11 protein-coding genes are annotated in these 15,616 nt (G+C 70.1%); 7 read left to right on the top strand and 4 right to left on the bottom strand.

Features of this window, described 5'->3' with window-relative positions; all coding sequences use genetic code 11:
• Positions 1–9 precede the first annotated feature (9 nt).
• Positions 10–558: an ABATE domain-containing protein gene (locus tag J7E22_RS18165; RefSeq protein WP_214980362.1), complete on the top strand. Its 549-nt coding sequence runs from the start codon at positions 10–12 to the stop codon at positions 556–558.
• A 127-nt stretch (positions 559–685) separates the two neighbouring features.
• Here J7E22_RS18165 and J7E22_RS07615 read toward each other — a convergent pair whose 3' ends face one another.
• The 3 genes from J7E22_RS07615 to J7E22_RS07605 form a co-directional block, all read right to left on the bottom strand.
• Positions 686–2,143 carry an MFS transporter gene (locus J7E22_RS07615; protein WP_214980360.1) on the bottom strand — a complete coding sequence of 486 codons (1,458 nt, stop codon included), beginning with the start codon at positions 2,141–2,143 and terminating at the stop codon, positions 686–688.
• A gap of 62 nt (positions 2,144–2,205) precedes the next feature.
• Positions 2,206–2,763 (bottom strand): TetR/AcrR family transcriptional regulator, encoded by a 558-nt coding sequence (locus J7E22_RS07610; RefSeq protein ID WP_214980357.1) that lies wholly within the window; start codon positions 2,761–2,763, stop codon positions 2,206–2,208.
• Positions 2,764–3,398: 635 nt separating this feature from the next.
• Positions 3,399–5,897: a discoidin domain-containing protein gene (locus tag J7E22_RS07605; protein WP_214980355.1), complete on the bottom strand. Its 2,499-nt coding sequence runs from the start codon at positions 5,895–5,897 to the stop codon at positions 3,399–3,401.
• Positions 5,898–6,065: 168 nt separating this feature from the next.
• Between J7E22_RS07605 and J7E22_RS07600 the strand changes: the two genes are divergently transcribed.
• The 6 genes from J7E22_RS07600 (at position 6,066) to J7E22_RS07575 (ending at position 14,653) form a co-directional block, all read left to right on the top strand.
• A complete protein-coding gene (locus J7E22_RS07600; protein ID WP_214980353.1) occupies positions 6,066–7,073 on the top strand; it encodes a LacI family DNA-binding transcriptional regulator in 1,008 nt (335 codons plus the stop codon).
• A gap of 121 nt (positions 7,074–7,194) precedes the next feature.
• Complete coding sequence (locus tag J7E22_RS07595) at positions 7,195–9,003, top strand: glycoside hydrolase family 13 protein (RefSeq protein ID WP_214980709.1); 1,809 nt, start codon at positions 7,195–7,197, stop codon at positions 9,001–9,003.
• Between the two features lie 2 nt (positions 9,004–9,005).
• Complete coding sequence (locus tag J7E22_RS07590; RefSeq protein WP_214980351.1) at positions 9,006–10,385, top strand: ABC transporter substrate-binding protein; 1,380 nt, start codon at positions 9,006–9,008, stop codon at positions 10,383–10,385.
• Positions 10,382–11,362: a carbohydrate ABC transporter permease gene (locus J7E22_RS07585; protein ID WP_374193262.1), complete on the top strand. Its 981-nt coding sequence runs from the start codon at positions 10,382–10,384 to the stop codon at positions 11,360–11,362. Before J7E22_RS07590 ends, J7E22_RS07585 begins: the two co-directional genes overlap by 4 nt.
• The gene (locus J7E22_RS07580; RefSeq protein WP_374193261.1) at positions 11,359–12,375 is read left to right on the top strand and encodes a carbohydrate ABC transporter permease; all 1,017 of its coding nucleotides are present in this window, start codon (positions 11,359–11,361) and stop codon (positions 12,373–12,375) included. Before J7E22_RS07585 ends, J7E22_RS07580 begins: the two co-directional genes overlap by 4 nt.
• A 184-nt stretch (positions 12,376–12,559) precedes the next feature.
• Entirely contained in the window at positions 12,560–14,653 is a 2,094-nt protein-coding gene (locus tag J7E22_RS07575; protein ID WP_214980347.1) for a glycoside hydrolase family 76 protein, read from the top strand.
• A 41-nt stretch (positions 14,654–14,694) separates the two neighbouring features.
• On the opposite strand, the gene J7E22_RS07570 is transcribed toward J7E22_RS07575, so the two are convergent.
• Positions 14,695–15,591, bottom strand: coding sequence for an SDR family oxidoreductase (locus J7E22_RS07570; protein ID WP_214980345.1), 897 nt, complete (start codon positions 15,589–15,591; stop codon positions 14,695–14,697).
• Between the last annotated feature and the right edge of the window lie 25 nt (positions 15,592–15,616).

The raw sequence follows: 15,616 nt of genomic DNA, 5'->3' as shown, positions 1-15,616 counted from the left end.
GATGGTGACGTGCACCACGTCTTCGTCAGCGGCAACATCGCCCTCGACCTCCTCGGCTCCCGGAAGTGGCGCCGGTCCGAGCCGGAGGAACTCCTGCTGACCGCCGACGACCTCCGGGAGTGGATCGACGCCGCGGACCTGACGGCCGAGCCCGTCCCGGTCGATGACGCAGGCCTCCGCACGGCACTCGACCTGCGGGAGGCGCTGTACCGCCTGGTCACGGCCCGCACCGCCGGTTCCCCGGGCGATCAGGACGACCTCGACGTCGTGAACCGGGCAGCCGCAGCCACCCCGCTGACGCCGGTGGTCGGCAGCACCGGGATCCGGGTCGTCGGTGAGCTGTCCGCCGTGCTCTCGACGGTCGCGCGGGCGGGCATCGACGTCGTTTCCCCCGGCGTGCTCGAGCTGGTGAAGGAGTGCGGACGAGACGAGTGCACCCGGGTCTTCGTGGACCGGTCGCGGGGCCGCCGTCGTGCGTGGTGCGGCATGGAGGAGTGCGGCAACCGGGTGAACGCTGCGGCCTACCGGCGCCGTCGAGCCGAGGCCACCGCGCACTGAACCCGCGCCGGAGCGCCGGAAAGTCAGACGCCGGAAAGACGGACGGCGGGACGCCGGACGCCGGAATGCCCGGACGGCCGAGGCTCGTCCGGGCATTCCGGGGTGTGGTGTCAGCGCGATCGGGGTGTCAGCGCCGGTCTCCCGCGCTGAAGGAGGCGACGACCGCACCGGCGAGGGCGATGCCGGCCGCTCCGAGGAAGAGCCAGGAGAACCCGCCGGTCAGCGCTACCGGAGCGGCAGCTCCGGCGTGGGCCAGGGCCTCGGTCCGGACGGTCGCGACCGTCGACAGGACCGCCAGACCGAGCGCGCCGCCGATCTGCTGGCTGGTGTTGACGAGGCCACCGGCCAGGCCGGACTCGCCACCCTCGACGCCGTCCACCGACAGCTGGGTCGTCGTGACGAACGCGCCGCCCATGCCGATCCCGATGAGCAGGCTCGGGCCGAGCAGCTGCCCCACGAACGTGGCGTCGGACGGTGCGAACGAGAGCCAGACCAGGCCGGCGGCCAGGACGACGAGGGACCCGACGAGCGTGGCCTTCGTGCCGAGTCGGCCGATCAGGGCCGGAGCGAGACCGGCGACGACGACCAGGGCACCGGCGAGCGGCAGCTGCGTCAGCCCCGTGGTGAGGGCGTCGTAGCCGAGCACGGCCTGCATGTAGACCGAGAGGGCGAAGAACAGGGCGACCATCGCGGCACCGACCAGCAGCATCACGATGTTGCCGACGGACAGGTTGCGGTTCCGGAACACGGACAGCGGGACGAGGGGCTCGGCGGTCCGGCGCTCGATCACGATGAAGGCGACACCGAGCACGACGGCGGCGACCGCGAGGCCGATGGTCAGCGGGTGCACGAAGCCGACCTGGTCGACGGCGCTGAGCGCCCCGACGGCTGCGACGAGCGCCCCGGTGATGGTGGCAGCACCCGGCATGTCGAGCTTCGTGCGGGCTCCGGCGACGTCCGGCGTGATGAGGAACGGGATGGCGATCAGGACGAGCAGCCCGATCGGCACGTTGACGAAGAACACCGACTGCCATCCGAGCGCGGCGGTCAGCACACCACCGAGCAGCACACCGGCAGCCGACCCGATGCCGGCGACACCGCCCCAGACCCCGAGGGCCTTCGTGCGCTCCCCGCTGTCCGGGAACAGGTGGGTGAGCAGTGCGAGCGCGGCCGGGGCGAGCAGGGCGGCGGACACACCCTGCACGGCGCGGGCAGTCAGGAGCATCCCGCTGCTGACCGAGAACCCGGCGAGCGCCGAGGCACCGATGAAGCCGGCGACACCGATGAGGAACACGCGACGGTGTCCGTACCGGTCAGCGAGCCGGCCGCCCAGGAGCAGCAGCCCGCCGAACGCCAGGACGTAGGCGGTGATCACCCAGGCGAGCGCCGCCGTCGTCATGTGCAGCTTGTCGCCGAGGACGGGGAGCGCGATGTTGACGATCGACGCGTCGAGGACGACGAGGAACTGGGCGAGCGCCAGGACCGTCAGGGCGAGCCACTTGCGGGAACTCCGGGGCTGCGTGGACGGGGCGGCGGACGAGGACGTCGAGGGCGACGTGGCGGTGGAGCGGGTGGCCGTACTCATGATGAACTCCTGACGGTGAAGAGTGGTTGATCACTCACTTGCGGGCAAAAAGAAGAGGATGGTTAGGCGGGGTGGCGGATACCGGTTGCGAGCAACCGCGCCCACTCCGTGGGGAGGTCGTCGATCTGTGCGGTGACGATGAGGTGGCAGAGCTGCCCGTACGCCATGAACCGCTGGACGGCCACGTCGTCGGCGCCGGAACGACGCTGGGCGAACTCGGTCACGGACGCGAGCCCGGCGCGGAGGGCCGTGCCGATCTCGGGGACCTCGGCGACGGACTGGGCGTGCACCTGCAGCATGAGCAGGGTGCGGTCTCGGATGAGTTCCGCGTACGCGATCCCCATCTCGTCCAGGACTGCCTGCGGTGTGGCTCCCTCGGCCCGGTCGGCGCCGTCCGCGAGGGCCACCAGCACCTTCGCGAAGCACGTCTCGAGTGCGGCGACGAACAGCGACTCCTTGCTCGGGAAGAGCTTGAAGACGTAGGCCGGCGAGATCCGGGATTCCCGGGCCACGTCGGCGACGGTTGCCCCGTGGTAGCCGCCGGGAGCGAATTCGCGGAGCGCCGCTTCGGCAACCACCGGCCGCCGGACCTCGGCGGTGGAGAGTGTGTTCGTGTTCATGGCAGTGACTGTACAGTCACTCTCCACGCTCCCGCAAGTCTTTTTCCCGATCGATTTCCGACCGGGTACTCACCGACCGTCCGCACCCGCGAACGGGCCGGCTCGACAGCGGACGGTCCGGGAACGACAACGGGGCGGACTGGCGATCGCCAGTCCGCCCCGTTGGGTCGACGCATCAGTCCCAGGCGCCGAGCATCGCGATGGTACTGAGGCAGAGGACCCCGAAGGTCACCCACCAGGCGATCTTCTTGCGGGTCCAGATGGCGGTTCCTGCGGTGTTGGTGCTCATGTGCGTACTCCTCGTTGATTCGGTGTGCGGGTGGTGGTGTGGTGCTCGCCGGCCGGTCAGTCCCAGGCGGAGAACAGGCCGACGACCAGGACGGCGAACGGGATGAGTGCGACCCATCGCATCGTGATGTCGTTCTTCATGGCGCTTCCTCTCGTTGAGAGTGATTACTCACTCACTTGGTGATCGACCCCCGCCTTCCTCCGGCGGCGAGCCCGCCGCCGTGGTGGCGCATATCAGTGACTGTACACTCACTCACCTTGTTGGGGCAAGTCGAGATCCGAATCCCTCCCACGGGCGGACGGGAGGCGCGTTGCGGGGGCCGCAACGCGCCTCCCGTCCCCGACGCCTACCCGAAGACGCCGAGCTCGGACACCTGACCGGCTGCCCAGCCGGTGTTGCCCGTGATCGCGATGCGCACGTACCGCACCGACGTCGTGGGCACCGAGATCCGGACGGCGTTGCCCGTCGACGGGTCGAAGGTGTACCCGGCCGAGGCCTTGAGCGTCGAGAATGACGAACCGTCCGTCGACCCCTGCACGCTCAGCGTCTCGGTGCGGGCGCCCCAGGCTGAACTCGGCGGCAGGTTCAGGGTCACGGTCGACACCGACTGTGCCGATCCGAGGTCGACCTGGACCCACTGCGGGAACGCGTTGTTCTGCGACTCCCAGTACGACGACGTGTTGCCGTCGGTCACGTTGCCCGCACCGTAGACGTCCGTCGAGGACGACGCCGAGGCCGGCTTGCCGAGCGCCAGGTTCGTCCCGGAGGTCGCGACGCCGGCGCCCGAGAGCGCGGCGCTCGTGCTGGCCGATCCGCTCACCGCGAGGGTGCCCGTGCGGGACCCGGCGGCGGTCGGCTTGAACGTGACCGAGACGGAGCAGGACGCCCCTGCGGGCAGCGACGAACCGCAGGTGTTCGTCTGCGCGAAGTCACCACTCGCCGAGACACCGGAGATCGAGGCGGTCGCCCCACCGGTGTTCTTGACCGTGATGGTCTGCGCCGCCGACGACGACCCGACGTTCGTCGAACCGAAGGACAGCGACGACGGGCTCAGCGCGAGCGCCGCGGGGTTCGACCCGCCACCGCCCGATCCGCCGAGGTTCGACGCCGGCCACGGCCCGCAGTACTGGGTGCCGTACCCGGAGTTGCCGCCGCCGTCGGTGATCGTGAACCCGACCCCGCAGTCGTACGTCCCCGCCGGTCCGCCGATGCCGGTTGCCGTCACGTTCGTGAACGTCGCCGCGCCCGCGACCTGCTTCTGGACGGCGAAGGTCCCGACGTTCTGGATCGTCACGTTCGACAGGCTCACCCCTTGGATCGAGCTCCCCGAGACGAACTGCACTGCCTCGTACGGGCTGTCCTGGATGACGAGGTTCGAGACCGCGATCTGCGCGTTGACGGCCGCGTCGCGGGCATCGAACCAGAGCGCGCCGACGCCGAACTGCCAGTTCGGGTCGAGGTCGCCCGAACGGACGATGGTGTTGCCGGAGACGGTCGTCTTGCCGAGGGGCGTCGAGTTGAACCGCTGCGCGACGTGGATGCCGCCGCCCTGGTTGATGCCGGCGTCCACGACCCGGTTGCCCGAGACCGTGTTGTCGTGACCGCCGTAGATCGCGATCCCGTTCGCCAGGATGGGCAGCTGCACGGTGTTGTTCGAGAACGTGTCGTTCGCGTCGGCGTTCGTGTCCGCCCACGTCGCGAGTCCGTCGTCACCGAGGTTCCGGAGGTCCGAGTTCGTCACGGTCGAGTTCGTCACGCCGTCGTGGAAGTTGATCCCGTCCGCCGTGGTGTCACGGATCCGCAGACCGGAGAACGTCGTCCCGTCCATCGGGCCGTCCATCCACGCGCCCACCTTGGTGTGCTCGATCCACAGGTTCGACACCGTCGAGTTCGACATCGCGCCGCCGACGCCGTTGACCTGCGCCGAGTCGTTCCGCTCCTGGACGTTGCCGACGATGGCGAAGTCGTGGAGCTTGACGTTCGTGGACGGGTTCGGCGCGGAGTTCCCGTAGAACCCGACCCCGTTGCCGGTCACGGTCGACCGCCAGATCCCGGCGCCGGCCACCGTGACGTTGTTCACCATCACGTGCTGGTTCACCTGGAAGGTCCCGGCCGGGATCCACACGGTCCCGCCGGCACCGGCCGCCGCGATCGCCTGGGTGAACGCGGCGCTCGAGTCCTTCGCCCCGGTCGCGTCGGCGCCGTAGTCCGTCACCGACTTCGAGCCGCTGGGTTGCGTCGACGCCGGGGCCACGGCCTCGAAGTCGGCGAGGTCGACGGTGATGGACGACGCTGCGGACGCCGCATCGACCTGCAGGGTGATCGTGGTGCCCGCGGGGTAGGTCTTGTCGAGCAGCCGGTGCACCTCGTCGTAGAAGTGGTGCGGGCTGCCCTGCGACGGCTGGTTCGAGAACGGGTAGCCGCCGTAGTACCAGGAGTAGGCGTTCGTCAGGGACAGGTCGGCCTGCTTCGTCCCCCCGACGGACAGCCCGAGCGGAGCCGAGTACACCGACCCGTCGGCTGTGTCCGGCACCGAGTACCGGACGTCGACCGAGTTGGCGGCTTGCGGCAGGGTGAGCTGCACGTACTTCCCGACGCCGGAGAGCGTGACCGCCTTGCGGCCGGAGGCCTCGTCGGCGAGCTGCCCCTGGGTGTAGCTCGGTCCGATGACCGTGCCGTTGGTGGTCGCGGCCTCGGCCTGGACCTCCTGGTACGGCAGCGACGCCCCGGCACCGCCGGTGGCGGTGGACGCCGCCTCCGCGGTCTGGACGGGAGCGATGGCCCCGAACGCGGAGAGCACGGCTGCCGCTGCGCAGAGCGCAAGGGCCGTGGTCGTTTTGAACATCGTTGTTCCTTTCGACGTGCGGCACGCACGACGAGCGCCGTGCGTGACCGTTCGGGAGCCCTCCGATCACCCTCGATCGGGGACGGCGCGCTCAAACTAGACCGAGTGCGTGTCAATTTGCAATACCCTGTCAAGTTCTTGCGTGAAACGACTCCCTAGACTTGCTCCATGTCCCGCCGCCTCGCCGATGTCGCCAAGAAGGTGGGCGTCAGCGAAGCCACCGTCAGCCGTGTCCTCAACGGCCGACCAGGTGTGTCCGACCAGACCCGGCAGGCGATCCTCAGCGCGCTCGACGTCCTGGGGTACGAGCGACCCACGAAGCTGCGGGGTGACCGTGCTCGACTCGTCGGGCTCTTCCTGCCGGAGCTGCAGAACCCGATCTTCCCGGCGTTCGGGGAGGTCGTCGCCGCGGCGCTCGCCCAGAACGGCTTCACGCCGGTGCTCTGCACGCAGACCGCCGGGGGCATCTCCGAGGCGGAGTACGTCGACCTGCTCCTCCAGCAACAGGTCGCCGGCGTCGTGTTCATGTCCGGCAGCCACGCGGTGACGAACGCCGACCACGAGCACTTCGAGCGCCTGCGCGGTCTCGGCATCCCCGGCGTCCTGGTGAACGGCGCGTACCCGTCCTCGGGCTTCGCCACCGTCTCCTCCGACGACGAGAGTGCTGCCGAACAGGCCTACGCCCACCTGGCGCAGCTGGGACACGAGCGCATCGCCCTCCTGCTCGGCCCGGGTGAGCACATCCCCTCGCAACGGAAGGCAGCGGGCGCAGCCCGGGCGGCGGTCCGGACCGGCGTCCCGATTCACGAGGACCTGGTCGTCCACGCGCACTACTCGCTCGAAGCGGGGCAGGCGGCCGCCACCCGCGTCGTGGCAGCGGGTGCGACGGCGATCGTCTGCGCGAGCGACCTGATGGCCCTCGGCGCGGTGCGGGCGGTCCGGCGGGCGGGACTCCGCGTCCCGGAGGACGTCTCCGTCATCGGGTACGACGACTCCGCACTCATGAACTCCGTCGACCCGCCGCTGACCACGGTGCGCCAGCCGATCGACCCGATGGCCCGGATGGTCATCGAACTCCTCGTGTCGCAGATGGGCGACTCGGCCGCGGCTCCGGACGAGTACCTCTTCGAGCCCGAGCTCGTCGTCCGCGCGAGCACGGCCCCGCGCCAGCGCTGAACGGGCACTCCCTGCCCGGCGCACGAGTTTGTCCGACGATGTTGTTCAGTTCTTGCGTGAATCTGTCGTCCGCTGTACGTTGATGCCCGCCGACACCGAGGTCGGCGGGAACGAGACGACGATGACCGACCTGCTCGACACGGGGACCGCCCGTTCGACCGACCGGCTCACAGACCCCCTCTGGTGGCGGGACGCGGTGATCTACGAGATCTACCCGCGCAGCTTCGCCGACGGCAACGGTGACGGGACCGGTGACCTCGAAGGCGTGCGCCAGCGTCTGCCGTACCTCGCCGCGCTCGGCGTCGACGCGATCTGGTTCACCCCGTGGTACGCGTCACCGCTCGCCGACGGCGGGTACGACGTCGCCGACTACCGCAGGGTCCACCCCGACTTCGGCACGCTCGAGGACGCCGAGTCGGTCATCGCCAACGCCCTCGCGCTCGGCATCCGGACCATCGTCGACGTCGTCCCCAACCACGTCTCCCGGGACCACGAGTGGTTCCGACAGGCCATCGCCGCCGGCCCGGGCAGTCCGGAGCGGGAACGGTTCTGGTTCCGTGACGTCGATCCGGCACACCCTGACAGCCGCCCGACGGACTGGACGTCGAACTTCGGCGGCCCGACCTGGACACAGACGGGCGACGGCCAGTGGTACCTCCACCTCTTCGACCAGGCGCAGCCCGACCTGAACTGGGACCACCCGGACGTCCGGCGCGAGCACGAGAGCATCCTGCGGTTCTGGCTGGACCGCGGCGTCGCGGGGGTCCGAATCGACTCCGCCGCCCTGCTCGTGAAGGACCGCGAGCTGCCCGAGGTCCCGGAGCGCCCGGCCCCCGGCGAACACCCGAACACCGACCGGGACGAGCTCCACGCGATCTACCGCGGATGGCGCCGCGTTGCCGACGCCTACTCGGGCGCGATCGGCGCGGTCGACGGCAGCCGTGCGGGCACCACCGCGGCGCCGGGCACCCGCGCGCTCGTCGGGGAGATCTGGCTCGAGGACACCGACCGGTTCACCGCCTACCTGCGCCCGGACGAGCTCCACACCGCCTTCAACTTCGACTTCATGTCGCGCCCCTGGGACGCGGCAGCGTTCCGCGAATCGATCACGACCACGCTCGCGGCGCACGCCCCGGTCGGCGCACCCGCGACCTGGGTCCTCAGCAACCACGACGTCACGCGCCCGGTCACGCGCTACGGCCGCGCGGAGAGCGGGTTCTCGTTCGCCGCGAAGCGGTTCGGGACGCCGACCGACCTCGCGCTCGGCACCCGCCGTGCTCGCGCGGCTGCACTGCTCACCGCCGCGCTGCCCGGGAGCCTCTACCTGTACCAGGGCGACGAGCTCGGCCTGCCCGAGGTCGAGGGGCTCCCCCTCGACGCGCTGCAGGACCCGATGCACCGGCGATCCGGCGGGGTGGACCCCGGCCGCGACGGCTGCCGGGTGCCGCTCCCGTGGTCCGGCACCGAGCCTCCCTACGGTTTCAGCGGTGGCGCGCGGCGCGACGCGACCGCGACCGCCCAGGTGCGCGCGACCGCCCGCACCTGGCTCCCGCAACCCGCGGACTGGGCGACCCACACGGTCGAGGCGCAGGAGCACGACCCCGACTCGATGCTCGCGCTGTACCGCGAAGCGATCCGGATCCGCCGCGAGCGCCTGCACCACGACGAGTCGTTCGCGTGGCTGTCGAGCGAGGAGGAGGTCCTCGCCTTCGCGCGCGGCGACGGGTTCGTCTGCGTCGTGAACCTGAGCCGACACCCCGTCGCCCTCCCCGCAGACCACACGACCCTCCTCGCCAGTGCCGACACGTCCGGGGGCACGCTCCCGAGTGACGCGGCGGTCTGGCTCGCCCCGAACCAGCACGATCAACCCGCCCAGCACGATCGACCCACCCAGCACCAGCCCGTCCACACCACCCAGCAAAGGAACTGACGATGAAGTCACCCTCCAGGGCACTCGCCCTCGCCGCAGCCACGATCGCCGGCGTCGGCCTCCTCGCCGGCTGCTCGTCCACCGGCACCGCCGCCGACACCAACGGCAAGACCACCATCACGGTCGCGAGCCTCATCCCGGGCAGCACGAAGGCTGCGTTCACGGCCTTCGACGACCGCGTGAAGGCGTTCGAGAAGGCGAACCCGAAGATCACGGTGAAGACCGAGGAGTACCAGTGGACGGGCGCGACGTTCGCCTCGCAGCTCGCTGGTGGCACGCTCCCGGACGTCTTCAACGTGCCGTTCACCGACTCGAAGACCCTGCTGCAGAACGGCCAGCTGGCTGACCTGACGACCGAACTGAAGCAGCAGGACTACACGAGCAAGTTCAACCCGAAGGTGCTCGACGTCGCGAAGGACAGCAGCGGACACCTGTACGGCGTGCCCTACGGTCCGTACGGCATGGGCATCTCGTACAACCGGGCGATCTTCACCAAGGCCGGCCTCGACCCGGACAAGCCACCGACCACGTGGGACGAGGTGCGGGCCGACGCGAAGACCATCTCGGAGAAGGTGCCAGGCACCGCCGGCTACATGCAGATGACCTCGGGGAACACCGGCGGGTGGGAACTCACCACCACCACCTACGCGCGTGGCGGCCGAGTCGAGGTCCCGAAGGGCGGCAAGACCGTCGTGAAGACCGCGAACCCCGAGACGAAGGCAGCGCTGCAGTACCTGCACGACCTCCGGTGGAAGGACCACTCGATGGGCAGCAACTTCATCTACGACTGGTCGGGCATCAACCAGGCGTTCGCCGCCGGTCAGGTCGCGATGTACCCGTCGGGGTCCGACGTGCTGACCAGCCTGGTCCAGCAGAACGGCTTCGACCCGAAGGACTACGGCCTCGCCACGATCCCCCTCACCGACAGCGCGAACGCCGGGGTCCTCTCCGGCGGCAACGTGGCGGCGGTGAGCCCGAAGGCCGATGCCGCGCAGAAGGCGGCGGCGGTCAAGTGGATCTCGTTCTACTACGTCTCCAAGCTGACCAACCAGAAGGACGCGCTCGCCGATGCGACGGTCCTCGCTGATTCGAAGCAGCCGGTCGGGGTCCCCTCGCTGCCGGTCTTCGACAAGAAGACCTACGACGAGCAGCAGTCCTGGATCAAGTCGAAGGTGAACATCCCACTGCGGAACGTGGCGCCGTTCACGGACAAGATCTTCGACCAGGACATCGTCCCGGAGCCCGCCAAGGCCACCCAGGACCTCTACGGTGCGCTCGACTCGGTCGTGCAGTCCGTCCTGACCGACGAGAACGCGGACATCGACACGCTCCTCACCGACGTGGACACGAAGATCCAGGCGAAGGTCGACGCGGCGAAGTGACCGTCACCTCCCACCGTGGGGCCGGTCTGGAGGCGCACCCCGCGTCCCCGGGCCGGCCCGGCTCGGCGTCCGGTCGCCGCCCCCGCTCCGTCCGCACCTGGGTGCGCGGCGGCGGCCTCACGACCCTGCTCTTCCTGGTGCCCACGCTCGTGGTGTTCGGGGTGTTCTCCTGGTCGCCGATCGTCCAGGCGATCGTGATGAGCGTCCAGCACACGAACCTCGTGACGCCGGCGACCTGGGTCGGCCTGGCGAACTTCACCGCCGTGTTCCAGGACCCGCTCTTCCTCACGGCCGTGCGGAACACCGGGTGGTTCGCCCTGCTCGCGCTCCTGTTCGGGTACCCCCTGCCGCTCGTGCTCGCCGTCCTGATGAGCGAGGTCAAGCGCTTCCGCGGGCTGTTCACCGCCCTGGCCTACCTGCCCGTCGTGGTCCCGCCGGTCGTCGCCGTCCTGCTCTGGAAGTTCTTCTACGACGCCTCGCCCACCGGGGTCTTCAACACGATCCTCGGCTGGGTCGGCATCGCGCCGCAGCCGTGGATCCAGTCGGCGTCGTCCGCGATGCCGTCCCTGGTCCTCGAGGCCACCTGGGCCGGGGCCGGTGCGACGATGATCATCTACCTCGCCGCGCTGTCCGGCGTCCCCGCCGAGCTGTACGACGCGGCCGAGCTGGACGGTGCCGGCATCTGGCGGAAGATCTGGCACGTCACGCTCCCCCAGCTGCGCGGCGTCCTGCTGGTCACGCTCATCCTGCAGATCATCGGCACGTCGCAGGTGTTCCTCGAGCCGTTCCTGTTCACCGGCGGCGGCCCGGCGAACTCGACGATCACGATCCTGCAGCTCATCTACCAGTACGCGTTCCAGAACTCCCTCGGCGGCGACTACGGGGCGGCGACCGCGCTCAGCATCATGCTCGCCGCGTTCCTCGCCGTGCTCTCGATCGTGTACTTCCGCATCACCAAGGCATGGAGCGACAGTTGACCGCCACCGCACCGTCCGACACCGCGAGCCGCTCGCCCGAGGGCGCTGCCCCACTGTCGCCGTCCGGATCCGCAGCCGGCAGGACGGCTGCACCACGAGCCTCCCGTCCGACCCGCCGCGAACGCGGTGACGACGCCACCGACCGCGGAATCCTGTCCTGGGCGGACCGCTCCCGCCGCCGCATCCGGTGGACGACGAACTCGCTGCACGGCGTCCTGCTGATCGCGGTGGTCATCGCGGGGCTGCTGCCGCTGCTCTGGTTGGGGAAGGCGGCGCTCACCGACACGCAGGACACCCTGCGCACGCCGATGGCGTTGTTCCCGCACGGCATCGACTGGCAGAACATCGTCACCGCGTGGAGCACGGTCGGCATCGGGGCCCAGTTCGCGAACACGCTCTGGGTCGCGCTCGGGTCGTGGGCGGTGCAGCTGCTCGTCGCGACGACCGCAGGGTACGTGCTGTCCGTCCTCCGCCCGAGGTACGCACCCGTCCTGAACGCGCTCGTCCTCGGCACGCTGTTCGTCCCCGCCGTGGTGCTGCTCGTCCCCCTCTACCTGACGATCCTGCACCCGCCGGTCATCGGCACCTCGATGATGAACACGTACTGGGCGGTGTGGTTGCCGGCCGGCGCGAACGCGTTCAACGTGCTGCTCGTCAAGCGGTTCTTCGACAACCTGCCGCGCGAGGTGTTCGAGGCGGCTCGGACCGACGGCGCCGGGCCGGTCCGGCTGTTCTGGTCGATCGTGCTCCCGATGTCGAAGCCGATCCTCGGCGTGGTGTCGGTCTTCGCGGTCATCAACGCCTGGAAGGACTACCTCTGGCCGATGCTCGTGCTCCGCGATCCCGGTGTGCAGCCGCTGTCGGTGCGCCTCCCTCAACTGCAGAGCGCGATCCAGCTCGACGTCTACCTGGCCGCACTCGCCATCTCGACGCTCATCCCGATCGTGCTGTTCCTGGCGTTCCAGGGGATGTTCCTGCGGAACGCCGGGCTCGGGGGTGCCGTGAAGGGCTGATCGGCGAGCACCTGCCGAGCGGCAGTGCCCCCGGTCCGGCGCGCTGGACGGGAGGAGCGGGGCACAGTGCCACGATCCTCCCGTCCGCCATCTGGTCGCGTCTCGTCCTTGACGTGTCCCTGGGCAGGCGGTTAGCGTCTGGAACGATCTCCGTGTCGACGATGACCGGAGCGAGGGAGCCATCGTGAAGCGAAGCGCACGTACTCGAGCAGGGGCGGTGGTGGCCGGCACGGCCACGGTCGCAGTCCTCGCCCTCCTGGGAGGGGCCCCGGCCGCCTCCGCGGCCGCCGCCGCCGACCATCGACAGCCACCGGTCGCCGCGAACAGACAGAACCCCGTCGACACGCAGCGCGCACTCGACACCTACCGGGCGCTGCAGGACAACCTCTACGACCCCGCGCACGAGCTGTACAAGAGCAGCGATGCGCGTGAGCCGTACGGGTACCTCTGGGACTTCGTCAACGGATTCGCGGCGACGAACGCGGTGGCCTCCCTCCCCGGCGTCGGGCACCACTTCGACCGCGACCTCCAGGCCCGCGACCGTGGGATCCAGGACTACTACAACACCCACGAGACCAGCCCCACCGGTGCGGCGCAGCCGCCGGCCTACGCGTCGGGCGTGATGCCGCCCCTCGGACCGGACCAGCCCACCTACTACGACGACAACGCCTGGGTCGGCCTGGACTTCCTGCAGCAGTACGCGATCGACCACCGGAAGACAGACCTGGCGCAGGCGGAAGCCACCTTCCGGTTCGCGGTCAACGGGTGGGACACGGACTCCACCGCCACGTGCTCCGGCGGGGTCTTCTGGGAGGACACGGCGAACTCGTCGCGGAACACCATCTCGAACGCCCCGAACGCCGAGGTCGGCCTCGAGATCTACCAGGTCACCCGTGACCCGTACTACCTGACGTGGGCGACCCGGATGTACGACTGGGTCCGCAGCTGCACGATGAACGCGAACGGGATGTACTACGACCACCTCAACCCCGACGGCAGCGTGGACCAGACCCTGTGGAGCTACAACCAGGGGACGATGATCGGCGCGGGCACGCTGCTCTACCGGAGCACCGGCAACCGCACGTACCTGCAGCAGGCAGAGCAGACAGCGACCGCCTCGGTCAGGTACTACGGCACCGGCGGCAACCTGTACCACCAGCCCGACGTGTTCAACGCGATCTTCTTCCGGAACCTGTTCGGGCTCGCCGCGATCAACCACGACCCGAGCTACGCGCGGATGGCGGCGGCCTACGCCGACACCGCCTGGGTGACCGACCGCCAACCGAACGGGCTGTTCAACGACCCGGACGCCTCGGGCGGGGAGTCGCCGGTGAACCAGACGGCGCCGATGGTCGAGATCTACGCACTGCTCGCGAAGAGCGCGCCCGTCTACGCCGCCACCGGATCGACCAGTCCCTCCTCGGTGGCCGTGCAACCGGGCACGTCGGGCACGACAACGCTCAGCGTCCAGTCCGTCGAGGGCCGCACGCAGATCGTGCACTGGACGGCGAGTGCCCCGGCCGGCCTGACGGTGCGTCCGGCGTCCGGCACCCTCGTCGTCCGCGCTGGCGGTTCGGCGAGCACCCGGGTCGCGATCACCGGGAGCGCCACCGACGGCACGTTCCCGGTCACCTTCGCGTTCTCGAGCACGGCCGGTGCGGTTCCGTCGGTCACCACCTCGGTCCTCGTTGCCCGGCCGGGTGACCTCGCCCCGTACTTCGACAACACCGGCATCTCCGACGACGCGAACCAGGCGACGGCGAACCTGGACGGCTACGGGTTCAGCTACTCGGCCGAGGCCCTGGCCGCCAGTGGTCTCACCCCGGGCGCGACCGTCACGAGCGACGGCGTCCAGTACGGCTGGTCGGGCGCCGCCGGGCAAGCGGACAACGTGGTGGCCGCCGGACAGGTGCTCGCCGTCCCAGCGATCACCGGAGCCACCGAGCTCGGCGTCATGGGGTCGGCGACGAACGGTCCGTCCAGCGGGACGATGACGATCACCTACACCGACGGCACCACCCAGCAGGCCACGCTCGGGTTCACCGACTGGACCGCCGGCAGCCCGTCACTCGGCAACGGGGTCGCCGCCTCCACGCAGTACCGGAACAGCACGGGCGGGTCGTCGCAGGGGCTCGGGACGCACCTGTACACGACCACGATCGCGCTGCAGGCCGGCAAGACGGTGGCGTCGGTGACGCTCCCGACCCGGGCCGATCAGGGGCTGCTGCACGTGTTCGCGCTGGGGACGGACAAGGGGGCGCTGACCGCGGCTGGATGAGCGGAGCGGTCACGCTACCGTCTCGAGCTGGCGACGGTCGGTCACCGGAGGTAGTCGCCGTTCGCTAGGTCGTCGAGCAGCCCGTTGTGGGTGGGGGTCCAACCCAGGAGTCCCTGCGTGCGGTTGCTCGACGCGGGGGCGTCCGCGCCGTAGAGCAGTCCCATGAACGGACTCACGAAGTGCGTCGACGCCTGCTCCGGCGTCACGGACGTCGTGCGGACCCCGAGGCGCTCTGCGATGGTCGTGGCGATGTCGACGAACCTGACGTTCTCGGCGACCGCGTGCAGGATGCTCCCGGCCGGCGCGCCCTCGACGGCGAGCCGGTACAGCTGTGCGGCGTCGTCGCGGTGCACCGCGGGCCATCGGTTGGCGCCGTCGCCGACGTAAGCCGAGACGCCCTTCTCCCGCGCCGTCGCGATGAGCATGGGGATGAAGCCGTGGTCGCGCGGGCCGTGCACGGTCGGTGCGAGGCGCAGGACCACGGCGCACACACCCCGTTCGGCGAAGGCGAGGCAGGCGTCCTCACCCGCGAGTCGAGCGGCGGCCGGCCCGGCCCGGTCCGGTTCGCCGTCCTCGGACGCCGTTCGACCGTGCGGCAGGACCAGGGTGCCCGACGTGACCACGAACGGCTTCTGCGAGCCCTCGAGCGCCGTACCCATCGCGGTGATCGCGTTCACCTCACGGCGGATCATCCCCTCTGGGTCGGCGTAGTCACCGCCGTACGCCATGTGCACGACACCGTCGGCCGCGTGCGCGGCCGAGGCGAGCGCGTCCAGGTCCTCCAACGACCCGGGTACCGCGACGGCACCGAGGCCCTCCAGGGTCCCTGTCGCGCGGTCGGATCGAGCCAGTGCGCTGATGGTGTGGCCCGCGGCGAGCAGCTCGCGGATGATCGCGGGACCAGTCTGGCCGGTCCCCCCGGTGACGAACACGTGCATGACAGGTTGCTCCTTCGGTGACCGA

Source organism: Curtobacterium sp. ISL-83, from assembly GCF_018613895.1.
GTDB lineage: Bacteria > Actinomycetota > Actinomycetes > Actinomycetales > Microbacteriaceae > Curtobacterium.
This window is presented reverse-complemented; position numbering and strand designations above follow the sequence as displayed.

Excerpts from the sequence above, each read along its gene's own strand:
- J7E22_RS07600 (WP_214980353.1), top strand. The coding sequence starts at position 6,066 with ATGTCCCGCCGCCTCGCCGATGTCGCCAAGAAGGTGGGCGTCAGCGAA.
- J7E22_RS07595 (WP_214980709.1), top strand. The coding sequence starts at position 7,195 with ATGACCGACCTGCTCGACACGGGGACCGCCCGTTCGACCGACCGGCTC.
- J7E22_RS07590 (WP_214980351.1), top strand. The coding sequence starts at position 9,006 with ATGAAGTCACCCTCCAGGGCACTCGCCCTCGCCGCAGCCACGATCGCC.
- J7E22_RS07570 (WP_214980345.1), bottom strand. The coding sequence starts at position 15,591 with ATGCACGTGTTCGTCACCGGGGGGACCGGCCAGACTGGTCCCGCGATC.
- J7E22_RS07615 (WP_214980360.1), bottom strand. The coding sequence starts at position 2,143 with ATGAGTACGGCCACCCGCTCCACCGCCACGTCGCCCTCGACGTCCTCG.
- J7E22_RS07610 (WP_214980357.1), bottom strand. The coding sequence starts at position 2,763 with ATGAACACGAACACACTCTCCACCGCCGAGGTCCGGCGGCCGGTGGTT.
- J7E22_RS07605 (WP_214980355.1), bottom strand. The coding sequence starts at position 5,897 with ATGTTCAAAACGACCACGGCCCTTGCGCTCTGCGCAGCGGCAGCCGTG.